We start from the raw sequence: 24,738 nt of genomic DNA on the forward strand, positions 1-24,738 counted from the left end.
CTTCTCATTTTTTTGGATCCTCTTTTAGTTTTGCTAATGCTTATTTTTCTTTTAGTTTAGCTTCTTTAGCTTTAGCTTTTTCAGCTTGTAATTTTTCTTTTTCGTCTTTTTCTTTTGCTCTTAAAACTTTAACTTCTTCAACGTAAGCTTCATATTTAACTTTATCTTCTTTAAGTTTTTCTTCGTTAGCTTTCATTTTTTCTAATTTAGTTTCAAATGCTTTTACTTTTTCTTCATGATTTTTAACATCAGTTTGTTTTTTAAATTTTTTAAAGTCAATTTGTGCATTAACAACTTTAGTTGCATAAGCATCAATTTGTTTTTGAGTAACTTTTCTTCCAGCTTCTCAGTAGAAGAAGAATGTTAATGCAAATGCTGATCCAAATGAAATAGCATTTACTAAGATGATTAATAATAAGTTTCTTACACTATCTGTGTATAGTAGTAGACCAGGAATTACAGTAACACCCATTCCTTGACATCTAACATTTAAAATACCAGCAAATAATCCACCAGCAAATCCTCCGATCGAAGCATAAATGAATGGTTTAATTTTTGGTAGGTTAACTCCAAAAATTGCTGGTTCTGTAATACCAAACATAGTTGATACAGCAGAAGACATTCCTAAGTTTTTTTCTTGTTTTGATTTTGTTTTTAAAGCAACAGCCATTGCAGCTCCACCTTGAGAAATAATTGATGCAGTTCAAATTGCATTAAATATTGATCCATCACCTTTTATTTGACCATCAATTACTAATTGCATTTCTAAACCTTGTAACACTTGATGACAACCAGTAATAACAATAGCTTGTAATAACCCCGCTATTAATCCGGTTCCTAAACCAAATGGTATTTTCAACACCGCTTGTGTTCCTATTAAAACTCCCTGTTCAACCATTAATAAAATTGGTCCTAAAGCAAATAAAGCTATCAATAGAGAAATTAATATTGTTAAGAATGGAGTAAATATAATATTTACAGATTTTGGCATTCATGTTTTAATTCATTTTTCTAAATAAGCCACACCAATACCTATTATTAAAGCTGGTAAAACAGAACCTTGGTAACCTGTTATTGGGATAAACAATAAGTATAATGGTTTTGTTTCACCAATTGGATTTTTATCTGTATTTTTTATTCATTCTTGAATTCATGCATTATTATCCGGATTTAAAAGATCCCCAGGTGTTGATCATTGAATTCCACCAACCATACCTCCATCAGGAACATTATTCTTAATGAATTCTAATTGAGCATTTCATGTTGTAATATCACCTTTATTTGGTAATAACGGTGAAACTAACATTAAACCTATAATAATACCTAAGACTGGATTTCCTCCAAATCTCTTAACAGTAGATCAACACACCAATACAGCTAGTGAATCGAATGCTGTTTTAGTTACAATATTTACAATTCTTCAAAGTAAAAGGTTTTCATCAACACTTCCACCAGTTTGTGTAATAATTGTTTTTAATAATGCAGCAAACCCCATTGCAAGACCAGCTGCAACAATAGCAGGAATAATTGGTAAGAAAATATCTCCCAATGTTTTCATACTTAATTGTACTCAAGCAAATTTTCCACCTTTATTTCTAAATGCTTCTTTACTTGCTTTTGCTTTCATTGCAAATTCTTCAAATGATTCACCTTTTGATGAATCTGAAGAATTTGCAACTGAAGTTGTTTTAACTTCTAATATTTTTTGAACTTCTGCATAAACAGCTTCAACTACACCTGTACCTAAGATAATTTGTAGTTGAGTTGAACTTCAGTTAGTTCCTTTAGCAATTGGAGACTCTTTAATTGCATCAATATTTACTTTGTCTTTATCAATTACATTAAAACGTAATCTAGTAACACAGTGTAAGTATGAATCAATATTGTCTTTACCAACTGCTTCGACAAATCTTTGTGCTTCTTGAGCATAATTTACTTTTGCCATGGTCAAATACCTTTCTTGAATTTACTATTTTCTTCATTCAATAAAGTCTCAAGAGAAAAATCTTGGTTGGTAATAGCTTTTTCTATATTCTAATACTTCTCCGAATATATCATAAACTCTACCTTCATCTAGAATTAATCCATCCATATCTTCTAACTCTAAGTTAAAATCTTTTAAATAAGATTTAGCATCAGTAATAAATGATATTTTCTTTGATGAGTGACTAACTATTGAATTGGTGTTATTTTCGATAAAATGTAGTAGTCCAAATTGGTTAAGAATATCAGTTGATAAGTTTTTAAACTTATCTTTAGGCACTAAACTTTCTTGGAACAAGATAAGTTCACCCTCTTGTGTTCTTCTAATACATCTAAATTTAAATAGTTTACTACCTGTTAAATATCCACTTTTTTTCATCAATTCTTTATCGCAAGTAATTTCAGTTATTTCACTATAAATACTTGATGATCCAGGGAATAGTTCTCTAAAACTAAATAATAAGTTATTTGAGGCTTTGTCTTGAACAACAAAACCTTTACCATTTACAGATTTAACAATCTGTAATTCAATTAGTTTATTGAAAGCTATTCTTATGGGTTGTTCTGAATATTTAAATTTGGTTTTCAACATATTTTGACTAGGAAGCACTTCTCCTGGAAGTACTTTATTTTCCCTTATTAAATACATCAAATAATCAAAAACTATCTCTCATTTTTTATTCATAAATTAAGCCCTTTGTATATAACAATTATACAAAGTAATGATAGGTTTTGCTATCTAAATTTAATACTTATCAAAAATGTCACTATTATTATCACTTTATAAGTAAAGGCATAATAGACCTATGATTATAAGTTTCTTCTATTATTTGGTCTTTAAAATAAAAAAATTCTCTAAAAAATAGAGAATTAAATTCTATAAAGAATATTTTAAGCAATAAAACTGACCTCAAAACTCAACTAAGAAGTCAGTTTTAAAAACTATAAGAATAGTTTTTGGAAATTTTAAAATAACCAATACATTTTTTTACTCAACAACTTTAAACATAATAACTGCATTATTGATATTTAAAAATAAATAACAATCACACATTAACAGTATAGCCATTTTAAAGTTTTTTTAATAAACTTTATTAAAAGTCAATTAAAACTACATCATTTTTAATTATGAATACCACTTTGAAAGGGTTTTTTTAAGCAGTATCAATGTAAATTAAATTAATAATATATTGTTAGAGATTAAAACATCATTTGGATCTTTTATTATAGCGAACTCTCGTTTAGTATATTAGTTATTTCATTTCCTTTGCGAGCCAAACAAATGCTTGGCTCAATTTAATTTTATTAAAAAACCCAATAAAACCTAGGGTTTATTTAAAGTTAAAAATTTTTTACAAAAAAAAAAAAAAAAGCATTTGAGTCAATGAAAATGGTACTTTATGTTTTTTGGTTTTTGAAATTATAAAATATTTTTAACTTTGAACTTATGCTTTGCTTTTTTTTTTTTTTTTATGATTAGAGAGTGTTGGATGTTTTCCTATTACGTTCAACACACTGATATATTAGCTATTTTTTTTAAGAAAACATAATATATTCACTTTTTAAATATTACTTGCACTATACTTGCTATATTGTTTTAAAATATAAACATAGAGGTGAAATATTTTATGAAAAACAAAGTGTGATTTATAACTGGAGCCAGTCAAGGTTTTGGTTTAATTTTTGTTAAAAAACTACTAGAACAAGGACATTGTGTTGTTGCTACAAGTAGAAGTCCTGAAAAAATAGTTGAACAAGTCGGGGAAAATGATTGCTTAATGGCAATCAAAGTTGATTTATCTAATCAAAAAGAATTAGATGAAGCAATGAAGCTTTGTGTTGATAAGTTCGGATCAATTGATATCTTATTAAACAATGCAGGATATGGACAACTTTGAACTTTTGAAGAAACAACTGAAGAAGAAATAAGAAAATGTTTTGAAGTTAACTTCTTTGGTACATTAAACGCTACTCGCGCTGCATTACCATATATGAGAAAACAACAATATGGACATATCTTTACTACTTCATCAGTTTGAGGATATGTTGGAGACCCTTACATTTCAACTTATGCAGCTGTAAAATTTGCAACTGATGGTTGAACTGAAGCTTTAAGTCATGAACTTTTAGGTTTAAACATTGGAGTTAGTTGTATAAAACCTGGTGGTTTTAGAACAAACTTCTTAGAATCTACTTCAATGGTAACTGGAGAAGATAAAATTTCAGATTACAAAGAAGCAAGAGACAAATACTTTGATGGATTGGCTAAATTCAACAAACAACAAGACGGAGATCCAGAAAAATATTGTGACTTTATTATTAACTTAACTAATAAAGATAGCAAACCTCCATTACACATCTTTACAGGTAGAGATGCTTACAAAAAAGCAGAAGATAAAATCGCTTCTGTAAGAAAAGATATGGAAGAACTTCAACAAGAAGCTACAAATTTACACGTACAATAAGCACAAAAAAACCACTTGAATAAGTGGTTTTTAATTTGCTTAATTATTTTTTAGCACTTCATTTAAATGTAAATGTTGTTATTGTAAAGATTGCTGCAAGTATTAAGATTGCTCCTAAAATTGGTTGTCATGTTGTTGTAAAGTCTTGACCAATTAATTTGTCTGGAGATAAAATTCCATTTTCTTCCATTTTTTGTGTGTAGTGTTTATTGAATGGAGCATCTCATCCCCCTTTACCTCAGCCTCTTGTTGCATATAAAAATAGGAATACTCCATATTTATGAGGAATAAAGTAGGTCATGATAATCATTCCCTTGCTTGTTTCAAATATTTCTGGAGGTAACATAATACCTGACAAGAATATACTAAAGAAGTAAACCATCATTATAACACCTTGACTTGATCCCGATGAACTAAACAGCCCACCAAACATTGTTGCAAGTGCAATTGAAGTTAAAGTAATTAAAATCATCGCCAATAAGAAATAACCTCAATTAATTTTTCCCATCAATTGAATTAGAGTAGGGTCATTGCCTCCACTTGATGCATTCAGAATTTCTGAAAAAATAATATTAAATATCATTAGTATAAAGAATGAAACTATTCCTGCAGTTAGATAAACTAATCATAAAGCTGCAATAAACACACTCTTTCTGATACCAGTTATATCAATTCTCTTTAAAAATACTGAGTTTTTTCACTCAACAACAGCTGGTGTTAAAAGTGTTAAACATGTCATTGATGGCAATAAAGTATATGAAAAAAGAATTGCATATTTTTCAGTATCCCCAACTTGATTATATTTACTTCCCATAATAAAGAAGAACATTATGTTAAAAAATATTGGAACAATTAACATAAACACTATTGATTTAGGTTCTTTTATAAATGATTTAAATAACAATAAAGATAAGTTATTGAAAATACTGATTTGTTTTTTTGCTTCAAATTTAGTTTGTTTTTCAACTTTATTCATTATTTGTCTTCTCCTTTAAAAAATTTATTCATAAGTTCTCTTACAGACTTATGTTTTTTAATTGTATTTTCAACTGAGTCATCGTATCAAACTTTGCTATCTTTGATAATAACAAGTCTGTCACACATTTCTTCCACTTCTTCTGGGTGGTGAGAAACTAATAATAATGTTTGTTTAAATTCTTTTGTATTTTTTTTGAAAAAATCAATGATCTTGAACTGTAATTCCATATCAAGTCCTGTTGTAAGCTCATCTAAAATAATGATTTTTGGATTATTCATGATTGAAATCATAGCGTTAAATCTTTGTCTTTGACCACCACTTAATTTTTTAAGTGGTCTGTTGATGAATTCATCTATTTCAAAGACTTTTTTTAACTTCTCTTCTCATTCTTTTGTAAATTTCGGATAAACTGATTTGTAGAAATCCAACATATTTTGTGCAGTTATCCCTGTAGGTCAACTACCTTCTTGTAGTTGAATCCCTATTTCTTGTTTAATATTGTTATTTAAGTTAATTACAATTTCACCTGAATCAGGTTTATTGAATTGAGCTATCATTTCAACTAATGTTGTTTTACCACATCCATTAGCTCCCATTAAAGCTATTCGTTGACCTTCGTTTATTGATAAACTAAAGTCTTTAAAGATAATTTTTTTGCCAAACGATTTTGAAATATTTTTTACGTCAATGATTGTTTGCATTTCTATTTTCTCCTTATAGAAAAAAGTATATATCAAAAAAATATAAAATATTTTAATTTATAAAATAAAAAGTGCCTATTTTATTGAATATAAACTATAATAATCTTATTAAAGGGGTAAATAAATAATGAAAAACAACGTTTGATTTATAACTGGAGCAAGCCAAGGACTTGGTTTTGAATTAGTAAAAAAACTAGTTGAGCAAGGTTTTAAAGTTGCAGCAACTAGTAGAACACCAGAAAAGATTTTAAAAACAATCAAAAGCGATAACTTATTAGCTTTAAAAGCAGATGTAACTGTACAAAGCGAAATGGACAAAGCAGTTAAAGAAACTGTTGATAAATTTGGTCAATTAGATGTTTTAGTTACAAATGCAGCTTACACAAGACTTTGAACATTTGAAGAATCAAGTGAAGAAGATATAAGAAAAAGTATGGATGTTAACTTTTATGGAGCAATCAACACAGTGAGAGCTGCTCTTCCCTACTTTAGAGAACAAAAAAGTGGTCATATCTTTATAACTTCAGCTAACTGAGGTTATGCAGGTTTCCCTTATTCAACAGTATTTGGAGCACCAAAATTTGCTCTTGATGGTTGAGCAGAAAGTGTTAGTCATGAATTAAAACCTTTAGGAATAACAATTTCTAGTTTAAAAAATGGAGGATTTAGAAGTGACTTCTTTAGAAAAGAAATCATGTCAGGAAAAGGTCAATTTAAAGAATATAAATTTGGAAGAGATCAATGATTTGATACTTTAAAAGGCTTTGATAAAAAACAAGATGGAGATCCAGTTAGATATGCTGATTTCTTAATTGAATTATCTAAAAAAGATAATTTACCTTTACATATATTCCCAGGAAGAGATTCAAATCACTTTGCAGAAGTAAAAATTGGTAGATTAACAGCTGATATGGAAGCAATTAAAGAGGAAGCTACAAATTTACACGTAGAAGATTAATAAACAAAACCCAACATAAGTTGGGTTTTTATTTTATAAAGTCTGAGTGTTTATATCAAGGGTTATTATTTCAGTGATATTTATCATCAATATGATCAACTTGTAATAAGTTTGTCATTACAAAACTAGCATTTGCAATTAAACATCTTCCAATTACAACTCCATCAACACCTTTTTCAAGAGCTTCATTTACATCGTTTTTGCAATCATAATTACCACAAGTAATTACTGGCAATTTTGTATATTGTTTTAATTGAACTGAATAATCAAGTCTATGTAATTTAACTTTATTTTCTGCTCCAATTGTAGATTTTCTTTTTGAAAGAATATCTCCACCACTTACATGTAAGAAAGATAAGTATGGTTCAAGCAATGAAACTATTTCTTTCTAATCTTCTACTTTAATTCCATCAGGATTATCATCATTTACAGATAATCTTATTCCTGTTGGAATACCAATATTTTCTTTAATGTTTTTTAATATGTAAATGATTGGTTCTATTCTTTTTGCCATATCATCTTCTTTTATTAAAGTATTTAATTCTTTAATAAGTAAGTTAGATAGTAAAGTTCCATCTCCGATATGAACTTCTATAAAGTCAAAACCAGCTTCTTGAGCTCTTTTTGCAGCTCTAATGAATTCATCTGCAATTTCATATAATTCTTTTAAGTCAATTATTTTTAAATTACTTTGATCTAAGAAGTCAAAGTAAGTATTAATACTTCTTATTCCCTCTTCTAATTGAGATTTTGAACCACCGTGGAATAATTGAATTCCAACAACACTTCCTCCACAATGAGAAATGTTTACTATTCTTTTTAAACCTTCAATGTGCTCATCTTTTCAAATACCTAAACTTTTTTCTCTGTATCTTCCATCACTTGTAATTGCAGTTCCTTCAACAATAATAGTACCTACCCCACCATAAGCTCTTGCTCCATAATGTTGTATGTGCATATCATTTACAAATCCGTCAGTTGCAGCTTGAATATCCATTGGTGCTAAAACAATTCTGTTTCTTGATTCTTTATTTGGAATCAAATTAAATGTATCGTTTAATTTCATATTTAATTACCCTTAAAATTTTTTCTATTTAAATTCTTCTATCATTTCGTTAAGTTTTTTACCAACACCAGCATTTTGTACTGTGTCAATAACTTCTTTTGCCAATTCTTTTATACCTTCAATTGCATTTCCCATTGCATAACAATGTGGAAAGTCTTTAAACATTGGATAGTCATTGTGTTCATCACCAAACACATGAATATCTTCTTTTGATAAGTTTACATGATCTAACAAAGCATTTAATCCTCAAGATTTAGTTACATCTTTTTTAAACATTTCGATTCTATATCATTCATCTTTAGGAAATTCTAAAGCTAATAAATCAAATTCTTTTATAACTTTACATACTAACTCATATTCTTCTTTATTAGTTGTGTTCGCAACCAACACAGGAAAACTTTCATCAAGATCAAGTCCCTCTTCTATCATATGTTCTAAGTTATCATATTTATAAAGTATTTGAGGATCAGGAAGATTTGAAAAATCTATTTGTGCTTTGCTATCTCTTAGCATTTCTTGTCAATCATCTTCTTTAATGTAGTGTGTTCTAAAGTCATTTGATATACAAATATCAACAGTTGACCCTAAAAATCTTTGCATAATTTCTTTTATCTCTTCTTTTGAGAAGTGATTTTTAGCAACATATTCATAAGTGTGTGGATCAATAACTGATGCACCATTAGAACAAATAACTGGCAACTTAACTTCTAATGCTTTTGCAGCAAAATCTGCCATAAAATAGTTTCTTCCAGTTACAATAGTTAAACTATTGTTTGATTCTTCTTGGAACTTTAATAACTGTTCTTTGTTTTTTTCACTAACATTATCTCATTCATAGATAATTGTGCCATCCATATCTGTGGCTGCTATCTTTTTAATTTCTTTCATTTTAACGCTCCTTGTTATAAGAATATTTTAACTTGAAAACTTAAAAATGATTATATTTTAGAAATATAAGAGTGTATTGTTTATAGGATTCATTTTATTGCCCTTTAATAATCCATAATTTTAGATAAATTATATAACTTAACTATTGTAAGTATTATGTCTGGTTCATTTTTAGACAGAAATGTAAATATATCTTCTATTTTATCTAAGTTTTTATCACTATTTTTTTTGCTAAAAAAAGAAGTTAATAAGTTATTGTATATATTGTTAAATTCTAAAAAAACATTATTCATATTCTTATTTAAAAAATTAGCATAAAACTCTTTTTCAATTTCTGGTATTTTGTTTATTTTTTTACCTTTAAAAATTATTGAATCACTTTGTAAATTCTTAAGGTGCATTTTAATATTTGTTTTATATCTTTTAAATACTTTATTTATATTTTGCTTATTTTCACTTAAAAAAGAGATGAAATATAAAACTTTATTTAAGTGATTTTCAATCAAATCTATACTTTCATTATTTATTTTTTCCATTGCAATAAATGAATTTATATCTTTTATTAAAACCTTATTAAAAGTAAAGAAATACTTTTCTTTAAATTCTTTGTAAAAGTCTTTATAGTCTTCTTTTCTATAAATTCATATTGATATAAAAGTTGCTAAAATTAGACTTACTATACCAGATATTAAAGATATTAAATCTACCAAACTAAAGTCATACACAATAAAAACTCCCTTTTATAAAAAATTTCATTTTAAATTATTAAATAAATTAATATTCTTTAGATTTAAATATTTTCTTTTATAAATTATAAATTTATATGTTGGAAAAGAGTTTTTTATATAGTAAAGATTTTTACTTTTTTGATTTGATCAATATGAAATTAAAACATTTTTGTTTATTTAAAACTATTTTAGTTATAATAATTAAGTACTATGGAAAACAAATGTTTTACATATTACTTAATTATAAAAAATGTTTAAAAGACAAATGGTTTAATTACTGAAGAAAAGTTAATAAATTGTATAGATTAATTTAGTTTTTGAGAAAACTAAATATTTTTACTATCTTTAATTAGTTGTCTTTTTTCAATAGAAGGAAAAAAAGAAAATGACAAAAAGCTTACAAATGTTAGAAGAACGTATTTCAGCAAAAAGATACGTTGAAGATTTTAAATTAAGTGACGAACAAAAAACAGAATTATTAGAATCAATTAGATTCGCACCAAGTTCATTTGGTATGGAACCTTTTAGAGTTTTAATGATCGAGAATAAAGAAATTAGAGAAGAATTATTACCAGTTTGATGAAATCAAGTTGGTGTAACTCAATCATCTGCAATGTTAATTTGAGTTGGATTTAGAGAAGATTACTTAAAAGCTACTCACTTTAAAGAACAAGTTGAAAGAGCAATTCCAGCTGATTTTGAAAACATTAGAGAAATGATGTATGGAGGAGTTGATGCAATCTTGCCTACTCTTGAAATGACAAGAGATGAATGAGTTGCAAGACAAGCATACATTTCATTAGGAACTGTTTTAAACACAGCACAAGAATTAGGATTAGATGTTTGTGCAAGTGAAGGATTTGACCAAAAAGGAATTGCAGCAATTCTTGAAAAACACGGTTTAATTAATTCTAAAGATGAAAAAGTTTTAGTTGGTATGTTTGTTGGTAAAGTTGATACAAATCAAGAATTCCACCACGCATTTACAAAAACTAGAAGACCTGCTGAAAAAGCTTACAAAATAGTTAAATAAAAAAGTAAAAATATCACTTAATGTGATATTTTTTTTTAATTCATTTCAAACATTTCCATAAAAATGTCATAAACTTTATCTAAGTTACTCTTTTCTGTTGAAGATATTGATAAGAATCTATCATTTGGATCAAAATCTAAAGTTTTTTTAATTATCTTTTCATTTTTTTGAATGTCATTTTTCTTACACTTATCTCTTTTTGTTGCAACAATAAAGACTTTAATTTCATGATGTTTAAAGAAGTTATACATCTCTACATCATCTTTTGTTGGAGGATGACGCATATCTACTAACTGACAAATGAATTTTAGTTCATCTCTGTTTGTTAAATATTCATCCATCATTTTAGCAAATGCTAATTTTTGATCATGATTAACTCTCGCATAACCATATCCAGGAGCATCAACTATTCTAAATTGACTATTATTAATGTCAAAGAAGTTTAAAAGTCTTGTTTTACCTGGAGTTGATGATGTTTTTGCAAGTTTGTTTTGGTTTGTCAAAGCGTTAATAAAAGTGGATTTTCCTACATTACTTCTACCTATAAAACAAACTTCAGGAATGTTATCCTTTAATCAACCACTTTTGTTAGCAGCTGAAGTAATAAATTTAGCTTGTTTTATCATAATGTATTAATCTCCACTTTTTTATAAATTATTTTTGAATTTTAATATATTCTTTTAACATATTTTCAAATTCTTCAGTGATGTAATCAGTTTCATCTTTGATTACTTCTCTTCTTTTTAATAGAACTTCGTTATAGTACTTATTTAAAGTATCAACAAAATGTTGTTGACCAGCTATTCTTTGCTCTAAAACTTTATTATTATATTTTTTTTCAATGTCATATTGTTGTTTCATTGATTCTAAGATAGTTTCTTCCATGTCTAAGTAACTTCTAAAATCTTGTCTTTTAATTTTTTTTAATGTTTTAATAGAAAATAACTTTTTTTCGTTTTTATTTAAAAATTTATCTAACATTGTAATAAGCACCCCATTCAAACTATACTATGATTATAAAACATTTTTACTAATTTAGTTGTTTATTTTTAAGTTTAGAGACTTTAAATAGTCCATTAACTGTCAGTTATAGGGTATTTTAATTAAATCTTCTAGGTTATTTTGATCTTTAAATGATATAAAAATAACAGTTCTCTTAAGGTTGTGACTTACAGACAAGATATCATCAATTTTAATAACTTCATCGAATAAAATTAACTGTTTCTCATATTCAAAGGCCACTATTGAATATTGTTTTTTGGATTGGAAAATAATAAATATTAATAATTGGATGGTGTAAAGGAGATAACACACCGCAAATACATAAGCAATTATAGAACTTTTAATTGCTAAACTTATGGAAAAAATAATAGTTATTATCAAAAACATTGGTATAAAACCTATGAAAAAATAATAAACAAATAATAAATGGATTTTTTTATTGAAATAACTATTTTCAGGTCTGATCATATTAATCTTTTTTATTCTTTTCAAATAAAGGCTAAAAATAAAGAATAAAACAGCTGTTGTTAATATCATTAATATAAAACCTATAATATTACTACTAATTAAAGTGTTTTGGTTTAACATTTTTAACCCTCCTTTTTAGTTATTTCTTTTAACGTAAGCAGTAAAGAAAACTCTAAACTCCCTACAATATATATATCGTCATTAATTTCAATTTGTATTAAAAAAATTCAATTTTTTTTAAAATATTTTAAAATATAGTGACAATATACAGTATTTGTTAAATCATATTGTAAATACTGGTCATTTAACTTAACCATCATTCTTTTATTAGTTACATAAATAGAACAATTTACATTTGATTCTTTTAAGTCTTTTTTATAGTTTGATTTAACTTTTTTATTTTTAAGTTTCACATTCTTTAAATCGACATTATCTTGAAAAAAATAACATTTTTCATCTTTTGGTAAATCAAATTCTATTTTTTGTTCCTTTAATTCAAATCTATTTTCTTCTTGAACAAACTGATTTTTAATCAATTCGCTTTGTGTTTTATAGTTTTTGTATTTTTCTTTAAAAATTAAAGCTAATAGGCCCGTAATTAGAGTTGCTATTATTCAAATAGAAACTATAACAATGATCATAATGTCTTTTGTTGTCATATTACAAAACCCCTTTAACTTGTTTTATTATAACAATTAATAATTGTATATAGTGTTGTGTTTAAAAACTAGTTTTAATTTAAAATAACACATAAATGCAATAAAAAAGCAAAAGATAATTATCTATTGCTTTTTTATTTATAAATTATAATACATTTCAATATTCTTTAATTCTTTGATTGATTGTTTCAATTACACTTTGATCCTTTATTCCAAATTCTTTAAGAGTTTCTATAGCTTTATCCATTTTAACATTTTGAATAACTTCTTCTCTTCTTATACCCTTAACGTCTTCAACTAAATTTTCCCCTTTATCAAATTTATAAATTTCTATCAATACTTCATTCCTTTTAGTTCATCAATCATATCCAGCAGCTTCTGGTTCCCCATCTTTTATTGTATTAATTAAATGTTCTACTGATTTTTGTATACTAAACAAATAATTAATTTTTTCAATTCTTTTTTCTTTGCTCATTTTTTCAGCATCTTCTCCAGGAGTGGAAATTACCCTGCAACTTGTAGATGCAACACTTACATTTGTTATTAATCCAAAAACACTTAATAAACTAATTATTTTTTTCATTTTTTTCTCCTTCTTAACGTTTAAATCTTTGTAAATATTTTTGCAAAGATTTAAACAAATAAATCAATTTTCTTAATATAAATTGAAGTTAAATAAATAACTGCAGTTGAGGATCCTAGATAAATTATAGGAATAAAGATATTTAGATAGATGTTATCTTTAATAAAATATTCATATATAGTTCAGAAATATTTATATTCATCTTTTCATTTATTTTCACTAAATTCATTTCCAAAATTTAAAGGATTCATAATTAATTTATCTAATGTTAAAAATTCAACAGCTGCAAATCCTTTAAAAGGATTGTTGGGTGTATTTCCCCCGCCGCTTTTATAAAAGTAATACAATAATCACATTGTAAAAATATATATAATGATTGCTGTAAAAATTAATATACTTATAAATGAAGGTTTTTTTACCAAAGTCAAACCAATCATTATAAATATTGTTGTTAAAAATATATTAAAAATTATAAATTGTAAACAATATCAGAATAATCTTAAAAAATATTTGTTTGCATCTTGAGCAGTAGAACAAAATATCAAAGTAACCATAGATACTGAAGATGTTAAAATTATGTTTATTATAATTATTGATACAGCTTTCATTAAAAATATTTTTTGTTTAGAAATGGGCAAAGTTAATCATGTAACAATTTTCCCCTCTTTTATTTCTGAAGTGAAAAATTTATTAATAAAGTAAGCTGTTGCAATACTTAAAAATACTGTTGTGGGTCCAATAAATAATATTTCTGAAATTCACTTTGAATAATAATTTTCTATATGTTCTCTGTATTGAAAAGGTAGTTCACTAGAACTACTATATCACATTTCAATTTTTCCAATATATGGTCCACCAAAATGTAAAGAAAATGAATTACCCTCAATATTTGAAAACATTCCAACAGATAACAATGAAATTGTATATAGTGTTAATATCGTTAAAAAATAAGTTAATGGTTTTCAATACATCCTTAAATGAGACAAGATAATTTTGTTGTCGTTTTTCATTTTTATTAAAAAATTCATATTATTTATAGAGACTTAAAAAGTCTTTCTCCATATCTTCTACATTATATTCACTGATTTTTATTTCTTTAATTATTTCACCATTTTTTAAAAAACCAATTTCATCACATAATTTTTTAATTTCTTCAAATATATGTGAACACATTAAAACTGTTGTTCCTAAATTTATTAAATATTTAATTTCTTCATTAAAAATATTTTGCATTAAAGGATCTAAACCACTAGTTGGTTCATCTAAAATTAAAATTTTTGGTTTATTTATTAACGCAGAAACTATAGCAACTTTTTGCTTTGTTCCTTTTGACATATTTTTTATTTTAGTTTTTAAATCATTTTCTAAATTAAATTTAATTAATAATTCTTCAAAATATTTGTTTTGATCGATGTTTTTAAAACTTTTAATAAAGTCTAAATATTCTTTTCCTGTTAGCTCATCAAATAAAATGACTTCACCTGCAACATAACCCACATCTTGCATTAGTACTTGAGAGTTATTTCAAGGGTTAATTCCATTTAATGTTATTTCTCCAAAAGATGGTTTTATAAATCCCATAATTTGCCTAATTAATGTTGTTTTACCTGCACCATTTGGTCCAAGTATTCCATAAATACCTTTTTCTTTTATATCTATTGTAATATTTCTATTAATTTCATTATTTCCAATTTTTTTACTAACTTTATTTACTTTTATCATTTTAGTAATTAGGTATGAAATCAATAGATTTTACTTTTCGATAGGTATTTATATATTTTTTTGATCCACTTGCATTTTTAAAGCTATATTTTCCATTATGTCTTACAATTAAGTTTCCTGAATCAGATCAAAAAGCTCCAACATTTATAAATGCCCATTTCGCATAATTACCTGTTGAATGTTCGAAAACAAATGTTCCAGTTTGCTTTCCAATAAAGCCATAACCAGATCAATGATTACCAGTTATGTTTATACTATTTTGTTGTTTTTCTTCATTATCTGGTAATATATTGCTTTCAGGACCTTTTACATCTTTTAAAAAGGTAGTAAACTTTAAAGTTCTATCAAAAAAATTATATTCTCCACCACTTGAAGCATAAATACCAATCTTTATATCAAATGTTATTTCAACTGATTTATAGTTTTTATAAATATATTCTAAGTCACCTATCTGATTAGAATATGTGTAAACATTTGTAGCTGTTAAAATTTTTTCACTTTTTGAACTTCACCTAGAATAGTCACCTTCTTTATTTTCAATGTTTGTTTCTTCTCAAATATTTGTGCTTTTAAATAATTTTGATGAAACTTGTTCATCACTATTTAAAGAATTTATATTTTGACTAGAGTGTGAAAATATAAATGTTGACATAAATAAACTTACATTACATATATTTAATAATTTTGTCATAATAGTCTCCTTCTAATTAGCATAAAATTTTTAATAATTTATCTATTTAAAAGTACCTATGCTTGTGATTATAGCATAATTTTTTTTAACAATTATTTTTACCCAAGTTCTTAAAAAATCATATATAAATATGATTTTTTAAAATTTATTTAGTTCTAACCTTTGAAATCAATCTTATTAATTTCAGAAGAGGTTCTACATTGATGTGTTGATCCAGCTGTTCTTGCATAAATGTATGAAACCAAAGTAATTCCTACAATTGCATTTACTGTATCGTATTTTGCTGTAACTTTTAAAGTTATAGAAGATGTTTGATGTCCTCAACCTTTTCATGCATCATGTTGTTTATGAAATTTTCAAACTCTAATAGTAGAATCTGATAAGTCCTCATTTTTTTGTAATTGTATTCTATTCATATTTAGTGGATCTTTATAAGTTCCAAAATCAAAATTACCTATAGCTGTTATTTCATTTCTTTTTGATAAAATAGTTTCTCACTCTAAGGAACTAGCTGATCAAGTTTCTGTTTCTGTATCTTCAACATCATGAGTTCCTGCTGGAGGAGTATTAATATTATGTTTTAAAAACACTTTTTCTCATACACCATCAACCAAATAAGGTTGAATTGTATTTTCATTTATAGAACTAGAGGTTGTTCCTAAAAACGCAGAACCAAATAAAGATAATAAATTTAATTTTAAAAAATTTTTCATAAATTTTCCTTTCTTTTAATTCGTTTAAAAAAATTAATCAAAAATTTAGATTCTATATTTTTATATCTTTATTTTTGAAAATACGAATTGAGAAATAATTTATCACTACAATCGATATCATTAATAAAATTAAAACTGTACTTTTAATTGCTCAAAGCACTTCTTTTAAAGTGGCTTGTTTAATAGTTACTTTATATTTACCATACTCATATTCTTCAATAAGATTGACATTTTCTGAACCAAAATTCATAACAGGTAACAATAATGATTGAGGAGATATAAATTTAACATATTTCAACATTTTTATAGTTCCATCTGAAAGATCATAAACCAGATTTAAAATTCAAGTAGATAAAATTCAGAAAATAAATAATCCAAACACAACATTTAATAAAACACTCTTTTGATTAAACAAAATCGAGAAAATTATTAAAATAGAAACTAATAAAATTATAAATGTAATAAATTGTAAAGAATACATAAACACAAATCCAATATATTGTTTTGAATCTTGTGCGAATGATGAAAATATAATTATTAAAATAAATGAAAAAGAGAAAATTATTAGATTTATTATAAAAATTGTTAAAATTTTAGAAAAAATAACTTTAAATCTCGAAAAACTAAAACTCATTCAAATAGAGATTTGACCTTCATTTAACTCTTTAATAATTATTTTATTAATAAGGTAAATATTTGCAATTAGAAAAATTGTAATTCCTGGAACACTATATATAGCTGTAGATAGAGAACTATATATACTCCATGATATTATCCCATATGATCCATGACTACCATGTCCATTGTCAATTTCAGCATGTATTGAAGTTGGAGCAATATAAGGGAATTTTACAAAATCATAATATTTAATTAATCCCATGCTAAGTAAGGCAAGCGTTACTAAAAAATAAAACACTGTAAAAAATATAATCATCGCTTTATTAATTGATAAGTGATTTCATATAAGTTTATTTTTAACATTAAAATTAATTTTATTCATAATTAAACACCATTTCCTCTATTTGATTATTTGAAACCTTAAATGTTTCATTGAATTTTTTTTCTAAATCAATTTTGGGGCCTTCAACTAAATTAATAACTTCAACCATTTTTCCTTCTTTTAAAAGAACTACTCTATCACAAAGCTTTTCTATTTCTTGAAATATATGAGAACACAAGATTATTGTTGTTCCCTGTTTTTTTAGTTCAAGCATTAAAATGTTAAATTTGTTTTGCATAATTGGATCTAAACCACTAGTTGGTTCATCTAAAATTAAAATTTTTGGTTTTGACATAAGCGAACAAATAATAGAAACCTTTTGTTTATTACCTTTAGATAAAAGTTTAATCTTTTTATTTAAATCTAGTTCAAAAAGCTTTATTAAGTTACTTAAAAAAGAATCATCTACATTTTCATTAAGATTTTTATAAATTTTAATGAAATCTTTAACTTTCATATTTTCATATAATTTTATTTCACCAGCGATAAATCCAACACTATTCATAACTTTTTCTGCTTCTAATCACGGATTAAAACCATTAATGATAATGTCTCCTTTTGTTGATTTAATAAAACCCATTATTTGACTTATTAATGTTGTTTTACCAGCACCATTTGGTCCAAGAACACCAAATATTTCGCCTTTTTCAATTGTTAATGTTATATCTTCATTAGCAAGATAACTTCCATATATTTTTGAAATATTATTTATTTTAATCATTTATATACTTCCTTAATATTTAATTTTTTTAAAACAAACAATATATTTATTAAAAAATTATTACAATAATTTAAATAAATATTATTTATGTTAACATAGTTAGTTAGCAGTCATAATTTTTATAAAACACCTTTTACATAAAAAAATATTTTTATGTAAAATAGAAAATTAAAAAAAGACCAAAAGGTCTTTTATTAAATATTAAATGTTGAGAATTGTTTTGTCATTCTTTTTAAGAATGCTTGACGCTCTTCTAGAGTTGATTTACCAAGACTTTTGTAAGTTTCGATAATTGGGTTATATAGACCTAATTTTCTCATTACTTGAGCTGTTAAAGCTTCATTATTTCTCTTTGTTTGGTTTGTTGCAATTTCTCACATATCTCCAAGCGCTGTTTCTATAATGAAAGTTTTTTCAACATTGATTGAAGGTTTTCAATCAACTGGGTTTTCACCATCTTTTATTAAAGTTCCGATAAATACTCTATCAAAGAATCCTTTTAAAATTGCTGGCATTTCAAAAAATACTATTGGATAAATAAATATTATTTGTTCACAATCATTTTTCAATACATCAATGAAATGTTCCAAGTTTGGATCATATTCAGCATAACCAAATGCTTCAAATTCTTCTTTACTAATAACTGGATTGAAATGCATTTTGTTTAAATCTCAAATTTCATATTCCTTATTTGCTATTTTTAGCCCTTCTACAACAGAATCAGCTATTGCATGGTTGAAACTAGTTGGTTTGGGATTTGCTATTACTACAATTGTTTTCATAAAAAATTATATCCCCCTTACTTCTATATATAATACACTTTTTAGTGAAATAAAAAAAGTAGGTTAACCTACTTTTTCACAGATTTTTTAACGTTTTGAAGTCTTGATTCTAACTGTGGATCTTTTTTATTACTTGGTTTTTTTGAACCTAGTTTTTTATCATCTCAGTTATTTAAAACTGGATCCATGTCTTCTACTCTTCCTTCGTTAATTCAAACGTATTTTGATTCATAATCAGGATCATTTAGTTTATCTAAGTTGTATTCTAATTCTCTTTCGAATAGTCCACTTCTTACAATACCTTTATCTTTTTTAAGTTTTGCTGTTTCAGTTTTTTTAGCTTTTGAAACTGCATGTTTATCAGCTGCAATAGCTGCATATCTTGGTTGACGTTTTTGGAATTCACTTCTGAAGAATTTTCATCAAATGAAGTATCCACCAACTGATAATAACAATACCAATAACACTACTAATAAAATAATAATTCATAGTGGCATTTGTTTTGGAATTGAAACTTGTAATGCAACTTTGTCAGAAGTTAAACTTGTTCCTCTAACTGTTTGACCAGAAAGTTGAACATTAACCACTTCTCCTGCTCCATTACCAGTAATTGTTAATTTACCAGTTTCTTTGTCATAAGATTGTGAGTATGATGAAATTTGAGCTGTTTCACCATCTTTAAAAGTAGCTGATTGAATTTGAACTGTATTAAATAATTTATAGTTATCAACTTGGAAAGTTTTTGACTTTTCATTTCTAATATTTAAAGATCCATTAAATCCTTTTGCAGATATTTTGTTTTCTAAAACATTAACTGTTAACTTAGTTTTTAAGTCAAAGTTAGCATCTTTTATAGAAATTGTTTGTCTACCAGCTTTTTTAAATGTAACTGATAATTGTTTACCAGTAATAGTTCCTTCATAGTTAGCGTTTTCAATTGTTCCTTTTGGAGTCTCAACACCTTCTAAATCATAAACTACTGTTTCACCAACAAATGCTCCATCATTAAATGATGTATCTTTTAATGATGCTGTAACTTCTGGTAATTTTAAGTTTGTAAATGTAACATTAATTGATTTTTGAATTTGAGTTGGAATATTTAAACCATCTTTTGACTTAATGCTAAATGTAGCACTAGTTGAATTAGTTAAATCAATTGAAACTGGAGGATTTACAACTTCTAAGTTTGGTCCAATTTTTTTGTTAACATCATTTACTATTTCATTAATTTTGTTTGTATCAGTAATGTTTGTTTGAGAAACTTGAGTTGCAACTGAAACTGATAAGTTTTCAGGTACTTGTGAGTTATATCTTGAAATATTAACTTTTAAATCTTGTTTAAATGGTCCTGAAACAGTAATTGTTTTTTCTTTGTATCAATCACTTGTTGAGTTTCCATATTGTAAACTTTTAAAGTCATTTTCTGAAAACTTAACATATGTGTAAGCTTCATTTAAAGTTAAACCACTTGCGTTTTTAACAACAGCTTCAATGATTTGTTTTTTAGCATCCCCATAACTGTTTACATTTTGATCAAAAGCAATTTTTCATTTCTTGACTTGAAAGAGTTGCATAGTCTCTTACAAGAGAAACTTTTTGGTGATCATCACTTATGTAGTAAGTTTTGTTTCCTGCTTGAATAGCAGTTGTGTTTGCTAAGTTTAAATTAGATATTTGTTTTTCTGGATCAACCATGTTAATTACATCACCATTAAATAATGGTTTTGTGTAATCAGCAACACCAGCATCTGATGTTAATTTTAAATTTGTTCCATCAAAATCTATATCTGATATATTTTTAACTCCACTAACTTCTGAATAAGGTTTTCCATCCAATGTTAAAGATGTGGTCATGTCGTCAGGAGATACTTTATATATTCTATTTCCATCAGCCATCAATATGTCTCCATCTTGTGCCAAAGCTACAGAGTTAACATTTGGTAAACTAACAGTTTCAACCAAAGCGTTGGTAGCATTTCCTTTAACAAAAACTAAATTATCTTTTTGTTGAGGTTTTTGAATTAAAATATTTTCCCCATCATATTGAATAATTGATTTTGCAGTTTTACCGTTGAAAATTTTATCAGCATTTGAAAGTTTTTTAATTTCCTTAGTTATACTTCCAACGTTATAAATATTTGCACTTGTAGATGTACCAATTATATAATTTCCTGTTTTATAATCAAACAATGAATTAGTTGCTGTTCCATCAAACCCAACTTCTACAACTTGATTCATTTCGCTATCAAATTTTATTTCAGAAATATTAGATGAGTTTAACTTATCGCTTAAATCAGATTTAAATAATGTTGATATTTTAGCTGTATATGCTTCGGTAAAATATAAATTATTTTCTTTTACAAAAATTTGATTATATTTTTGATTATTATCCATATTTGTAATGAATGGCTTTCAAACTAAATCACCATTTTCGTTTGGTGCTTGTACCAAAATTTGTCCATTTTTAATATCTGTTTTAATTAGATAGTCAAAGTCACTTCCATCCATTTTCCCTGCATAAACAGCAAATGCATCACCTTCAGCAATTTGTCCATCTAAATAGTTAGATGTACCTCATTTTTCAGATTCAGCAGTTGGAAGAACTGAGTTTTCTTGAACACTAAATGCAGAAACACTTAAAGTAACAGGTACAGATATACTTAATGTTCCTAAAATTGTTAATAATTTTTTCATATAAAATTATCCTCCCTTATACTTATTTTTTAGTTTTTTCTTCTCTACGTTTAGCTTGTGCAATTTTTGCAGCTTCTTTACCAACAGCTGATTTATAGAATCGTTTACGTGAAATGAATCAAGCTGACATGATTAGAAGTATGAAGATTGATAATCCTCCAAATGCAAGAATTGGTGTCACTCATCTTGGTAATGAAGATGGTTTTTTAAGACCATAAATTGTAATTTCAATTGTTGTATAGTTATAACCTTGTTTGTTACTGCTTTCAACAGCAGTAGATGCACCATCCACAGCAAAAGCTCTATCAAATAATCTAACAGTTATTTTAGATGATATTTGTTCAAATGAATAATAGTTATTACTATTTATGTTTATCAATTGTAATCCTAAAGCAGGATCTAAAGAAAGATGTTTATTTAATCTGTTTTGGATTTTAATTCTGTTTTCTAAAGTGTTTTCAGTTGTTAAACCAATACCATTAAATTGTAATTTTGAAACACCTTTTGCTTTTTCATTTAAATCCAATTTATTTTTTTCATTTAAAATTGATCCAGCTGCTGTAGATTCCCCATCAATTGTTGTTTTACTTAAATCAACATTTATTACAAGTTTAGGTAATTCTACATAAGTTTGTTTATTTTCTTCAGAACCATTTTCTACATAGAAATAGTCACTGTCAGGACCTTTTTTAGGTTGAATTTTAATTCCATTTAAAACAACTTGTGTTTTTCCAGTTTCTTCATTAAATGTTGAAATAGAGTTTGCACCAAATAACCCTCAACCACTGTTGAAGTTATCTGCTTTTGCACCATTTTGTCAGTTATTAATTTCTCACTCTGTGCTTTCAAGTTCTTTTCACATTACTTCATTTTGGAAACCATTTATTTTTTCTAAACTGTTTTGTACTTGGTTATAAACTCAACCTATAACACTATTAAAGTCATCATATTTGTTTAGTTCATATCCATCTTCTCAAACTTTAAATTGAGAATTTTGGTTTGCTAATTCACTTAAATTAAATCTGTTTTTGTAATCAGCAATAACAGTTTGTCTTTTAGCACCTCTAAATCTTGAAGTTGGTGTATCACCAGCTTCAATAACAAATTCTCCAGAAGCTTGAATTTTACCAAATTTATTCTCAGGAATTAATTTGTTTCTTTCAGATTCTTCTAAATAGATTTTGTAATCTCCATCTTCTGATTCTTCAAACATTTTTGTTACTTTTTGATCTTTTGATAATTGTCCAGTTTTTAATCCTGATTCAAGTTTTTCAATCATATCTTTTTCATATTGTTCAGATCCATTTAAAGGATAATCTGGTTTATATGTTAAGTCATTTGTATTTATAGTTGATAAATTTAATTTTTCAAAAATAGAACCTATATAAGAATTAACATTTTTTTCACTATCAGTAAATATATATTTCAATTGATCATCGGAATAAATTATACTATTTCTTGCTATTGTATAAATCGGATCTTCTCTTTGCCCTATAACAGAAGTGTCAACAAACAATATTTTTCTAGCTTGTCCACCTAAAGAAATATCTTTAGCTATTGTATAAGAATATTGATAAACGGAGTTAGATGTTGTAACAACCAAGTTGTAGTTTTGATTTATATTGTCAGAGTAAGAATAAAACCCATTTACTGTGTTATCTTCTTTTTTATTATTTTTACTTTCAGAAAATGTTTGAGGATTTAAACTAAATAAAGGAATTAATGTCTTTTTGTCCGCTCCACCAACATAATAAACTGATGAATTTTGCGCATTACTAATTTCATGAGCGGCCACAATTGTATATTGGTAATCACTATCTTGGTGATCAGTGTTTGTAATATAATCAATAACAAGATTTTCAGCACCACTTAAATGATTAACTGATGGTTCAATTTTTTGACCTTCAACTCCAGGTTTGAAACCTTCGTTACTTAATCCATATGAATTAAAACCACTTCCATCATTAAAATTTACAGTAGGAATATTATCGTTACCTAAAGTAAATTCAACACTATTAAGATTACCTTCTGATTTAATTGAATAAATATAAGAAGGCTCTATTTTTCTCAAGATGTTAAGTTATTAAATTTACCATCATTCCCTACTTTATCCGATAAGTCATATTGAGCAACAGAAAGAGATGAACCTGATGAGTCATTTTGATATAACATGTATAATTGATTGTCATTTTTATTACCTAGAATTCTTGTTGAAGAATAAATTTTAGAAACTTTATAAAAATCGTTAGGAACTTTTATAGAAGCACCATTAACAGTTTCCCCGGTTGAAAAGTCCATAAAATTTATTTTCACTTCAGCATGAGCATTCTCAGAACCATCTATACCACTCATATATGCCATATAATTATTTTTTGATGTAAGACCAATAGAACTTTGGTATGTGCTTAAAAAAGATGTTGTATAAGAGTTGTAGTTTGCGTCACCACTATATAGGTCACCTGCAAGTACTTTTTCACCTATGTTATTTTCATTTTTTATAACAGCATTAACACCACTCCCATTAGAAGAAATGTTATAAATAATATCTTTTGCAGAATCAGTTCCATCATTGTATTTATAAGTAGCTACAATGCTTGTTGCAACTTTATTATTAGCCTGACCACCATCGATGTTGAATGTTTTTGCTTTACCTATTCCGTAATTTTTATTACTCATAGCAGATAGTTTGTTTTTACCTTCTTCTTGACTTTCTCCTTTATCAAATAAGTCAAAAATTCTATCTTCATCAACACCTTCTAAAGAAGCTGCTCTTGATCCTAAATCAAAAACACCAGTTTGTTCTGCCATTAAAGCAACTGGTTGTGCACCTACTGTAATTCCTCCTAATAAAGCCAATAATGTTTTCATGTTTATTTACCCCTTTTCTTAGTTAAGTTTTGTT

27 protein-coding genes are annotated in these 24,738 nt (G+C 26.2%); 3 read left to right on the forward strand and 24 right to left on the reverse strand.

What is annotated here, in order from left to right; all coding sequences use genetic code 4:
• Nucleotides 1–40: 40 nt before the first annotated feature.
• Nucleotides 41–1,945, reverse strand: a complete 1,905-nt coding sequence (locus tag AACL10_RS02805; protein ID WP_338984354.1) for a PTS transporter subunit EIIC — start codon at nucleotides 1,943–1,945, stop codon at nucleotides 41–43.
• A gap of 24 nt (nucleotides 1,946–1,969) precedes the next feature.
• Nucleotides 1,970–2,668, reverse strand: a complete 699-nt coding sequence (locus tag AACL10_RS02810) for a GntR family transcriptional regulator (protein ID WP_338984356.1) — start codon at nucleotides 2,666–2,668, stop codon at nucleotides 1,970–1,972.
• Nucleotides 2,669–3,611: 943 nt separating this feature from the next.
• Here AACL10_RS02810 and AACL10_RS02815 point away from each other — a divergent pair.
• Complete coding sequence (locus AACL10_RS02815; RefSeq protein ID WP_338984359.1) at nucleotides 3,612–4,448, forward strand: SDR family oxidoreductase; 837 nt, start codon at nucleotides 3,612–3,614, stop codon at nucleotides 4,446–4,448.
• A gap of 43 nt (nucleotides 4,449–4,491) precedes the next feature.
• Here AACL10_RS02815 and AACL10_RS02820 read toward each other — a convergent pair whose 3' ends face one another.
• Both AACL10_RS02820 and AACL10_RS02825 read right to left on the reverse strand, forming a co-directional pair.
• On the reverse strand, nucleotides 4,492–5,424 hold the full coding sequence (locus AACL10_RS02820; RefSeq protein WP_338984361.1) for an ABC transporter permease: 933 nt from the start codon (nucleotides 5,422–5,424) through the stop codon (nucleotides 4,492–4,494).
• Complete coding sequence (locus AACL10_RS02825; protein ID WP_338984363.1) at nucleotides 5,424–6,128, reverse strand: ABC transporter ATP-binding protein; 705 nt, start codon at nucleotides 6,126–6,128, stop codon at nucleotides 5,424–5,426. Before AACL10_RS02825 ends, AACL10_RS02820 begins: the two co-directional genes overlap by 1 nt.
• A gap of 127 nt (nucleotides 6,129–6,255) precedes the next feature.
• On the opposite strand from AACL10_RS02825, the gene AACL10_RS02830 reads away from it, so the two are divergent.
• Nucleotides 6,256–7,086, forward strand: a complete 831-nt coding sequence (locus AACL10_RS02830) for an SDR family oxidoreductase (RefSeq protein ID WP_338984366.1) — start codon at nucleotides 6,256–6,258, stop codon at nucleotides 7,084–7,086.
• 28 nt (nucleotides 7,087–7,114) lie between these two features.
• Here AACL10_RS02830 and AACL10_RS02835 read toward each other — a convergent pair whose 3' ends face one another.
• The 4 genes from AACL10_RS02835 to AACL10_RS02850 all read right to left on the reverse strand — a co-directional run bounded on the left by AACL10_RS02835 (nucleotide 7,115) and on the right by AACL10_RS02850 (nucleotide 9,765).
• Nucleotides 7,115–7,459, reverse strand: coding sequence for a hypothetical protein (locus tag AACL10_RS02835; protein WP_338984369.1), 345 nt, complete (start codon nucleotides 7,457–7,459; stop codon nucleotides 7,115–7,117).
• A gap of 15 nt (nucleotides 7,460–7,474) precedes the next feature.
• On the reverse strand, nucleotides 7,475–8,152 hold the full coding sequence (locus tag AACL10_RS02840) for a hypothetical protein (protein ID WP_338984372.1): 678 nt from the start codon (nucleotides 8,150–8,152) through the stop codon (nucleotides 7,475–7,477).
• A 24-nt stretch (nucleotides 8,153–8,176) separates the two neighbouring features.
• Nucleotides 8,177–9,040: a Cof-type HAD-IIB family hydrolase gene (locus AACL10_RS02845; RefSeq protein WP_338984375.1), complete on the reverse strand. Its 864-nt coding sequence runs from the start codon at nucleotides 9,038–9,040 to the stop codon at nucleotides 8,177–8,179.
• 104 nt (nucleotides 9,041–9,144) lie between these two features.
• Complete coding sequence (locus AACL10_RS02850; RefSeq protein WP_338984377.1) at nucleotides 9,145–9,765, reverse strand: hypothetical protein; 621 nt, start codon at nucleotides 9,763–9,765, stop codon at nucleotides 9,145–9,147.
• 388 nt (nucleotides 9,766–10,153) lie between these two features.
• Here AACL10_RS02850 and AACL10_RS02855 point away from each other — a divergent pair, with 388 nt between their 5' ends.
• On the forward strand, nucleotides 10,154–10,801 hold the full coding sequence (locus AACL10_RS02855) for a nitroreductase family protein (protein ID WP_338984379.1): 648 nt from the start codon (nucleotides 10,154–10,156) through the stop codon (nucleotides 10,799–10,801).
• Between the two features lie 35 nt (nucleotides 10,802–10,836).
• Here the strand turns inward: AACL10_RS02855 and yihA are convergent, their stop codons facing one another.
• The 16 genes from yihA to AACL10_RS02935 all read right to left on the reverse strand — a co-directional run bounded on the left by yihA (nucleotide 10,837) and on the right by AACL10_RS02935 (nucleotide 24,704).
• Nucleotides 10,837–11,427 (reverse strand): ribosome biogenesis GTP-binding protein YihA/YsxC, encoded by a 591-nt coding sequence (yihA, locus tag AACL10_RS02860; RefSeq protein ID WP_338984380.1) that lies wholly within the window; start codon nucleotides 11,425–11,427, stop codon nucleotides 10,837–10,839.
• A gap of 28 nt (nucleotides 11,428–11,455) precedes the next feature.
• Nucleotides 11,456–11,782: a hypothetical protein gene (locus AACL10_RS02865; protein WP_338984383.1), complete on the reverse strand. Its 327-nt coding sequence runs from the start codon at nucleotides 11,780–11,782 to the stop codon at nucleotides 11,456–11,458.
• 54 nt (nucleotides 11,783–11,836) lie between these two features.
• Nucleotides 11,837–12,043, reverse strand: coding sequence for a hypothetical protein (locus AACL10_RS02870; protein WP_338984385.1), 207 nt, complete (start codon nucleotides 12,041–12,043; stop codon nucleotides 11,837–11,839).
• 350 nt (nucleotides 12,044–12,393) lie between these two features.
• Nucleotides 12,394–12,930, reverse strand: a complete 537-nt coding sequence (locus tag AACL10_RS02875) for a hypothetical protein (protein ID WP_338984388.1) — start codon at nucleotides 12,928–12,930, stop codon at nucleotides 12,394–12,396.
• Nucleotides 12,931–13,075: 145 nt separating this feature from the next.
• Nucleotides 13,076–13,513, reverse strand: coding sequence for a hypothetical protein (locus AACL10_RS02880; RefSeq protein ID WP_338984390.1), 438 nt, complete (start codon nucleotides 13,511–13,513; stop codon nucleotides 13,076–13,078).
• A 50-nt stretch (nucleotides 13,514–13,563) separates the two neighbouring features.
• Nucleotides 13,564–14,523: a hypothetical protein gene (locus AACL10_RS02885; protein ID WP_338984392.1), complete on the reverse strand. Its 960-nt coding sequence runs from the start codon at nucleotides 14,521–14,523 to the stop codon at nucleotides 13,564–13,566.
• A 19-nt stretch (nucleotides 14,524–14,542) separates the two neighbouring features.
• Complete coding sequence (locus tag AACL10_RS02890; RefSeq protein WP_338984394.1) at nucleotides 14,543–15,235, reverse strand: ABC transporter ATP-binding protein; 693 nt, start codon at nucleotides 15,233–15,235, stop codon at nucleotides 14,543–14,545.
• Between the two features lies 1 nt (nucleotide 15,236).
• Complete coding sequence (locus AACL10_RS02895; protein WP_338984396.1) at nucleotides 15,237–15,926, reverse strand: hypothetical protein; 690 nt, start codon at nucleotides 15,924–15,926, stop codon at nucleotides 15,237–15,239.
• A 155-nt stretch (nucleotides 15,927–16,081) separates the two neighbouring features.
• Nucleotides 16,082–16,639 carry a hypothetical protein gene (locus AACL10_RS02900; RefSeq protein WP_338984398.1) on the reverse strand — a complete coding sequence of 186 codons (558 nt, stop codon included), beginning with the start codon at nucleotides 16,637–16,639 and terminating at the stop codon, nucleotides 16,082–16,084.
• A gap of 52 nt (nucleotides 16,640–16,691) precedes the next feature.
• A complete protein-coding gene (locus AACL10_RS02905; RefSeq protein ID WP_338984400.1) occupies nucleotides 16,692–17,639 on the reverse strand; it encodes an ABC transporter permease subunit in 948 nt (315 codons plus the stop codon).
• Nucleotides 17,632–18,360, reverse strand: coding sequence for an ATP-binding cassette domain-containing protein (locus tag AACL10_RS02910; protein WP_338984401.1), 729 nt, complete (start codon nucleotides 18,358–18,360; stop codon nucleotides 17,632–17,634). The genes AACL10_RS02905 and AACL10_RS02910 overlap by 8 nt, the downstream gene beginning before the upstream one ends.
• A gap of 194 nt (nucleotides 18,361–18,554) precedes the next feature.
• Entirely contained in the window at nucleotides 18,555–19,142 is a 588-nt protein-coding gene (locus tag AACL10_RS02915) for an NAD(P)H-dependent oxidoreductase (RefSeq protein WP_338984403.1), read from the reverse strand.
• A 68-nt stretch (nucleotides 19,143–19,210) separates the two neighbouring features.
• On the reverse strand, nucleotides 19,211–20,716 hold the full coding sequence (locus AACL10_RS02920) for a hypothetical protein (RefSeq protein WP_338984405.1): 1,506 nt from the start codon (nucleotides 20,714–20,716) through the stop codon (nucleotides 19,211–19,213).
• Nucleotides 20,646–21,836, reverse strand: a complete 1,191-nt coding sequence (locus AACL10_RS02925; RefSeq protein WP_338984407.1) for a hypothetical protein — start codon at nucleotides 21,834–21,836, stop codon at nucleotides 20,646–20,648. The genes AACL10_RS02920 and AACL10_RS02925 overlap by 71 nt, the downstream gene beginning before the upstream one ends.
• Before the next feature lie 22 nt (nucleotides 21,837–21,858).
• Nucleotides 21,859–23,907 (reverse strand): hypothetical protein, encoded by a 2,049-nt coding sequence (locus AACL10_RS02930; protein WP_338984409.1) that lies wholly within the window; start codon nucleotides 23,905–23,907, stop codon nucleotides 21,859–21,861.
• Nucleotides 23,895–24,704, reverse strand: a complete 810-nt coding sequence (locus AACL10_RS02935; protein ID WP_338984411.1) for a hypothetical protein — start codon at nucleotides 24,702–24,704, stop codon at nucleotides 23,895–23,897. The genes AACL10_RS02930 and AACL10_RS02935 overlap by 13 nt, the downstream gene beginning before the upstream one ends.
• Between the last annotated feature and the right edge of the window lie 34 nt (nucleotides 24,705–24,738).

Source organism: Spiroplasma endosymbiont of Diplazon laetatorius (assembly GCF_964019625.1).
GTDB lineage: Bacteria > Bacillota_I > Bacilli_A > Mycoplasmatales > Mycoplasmataceae > Spiroplasma_A.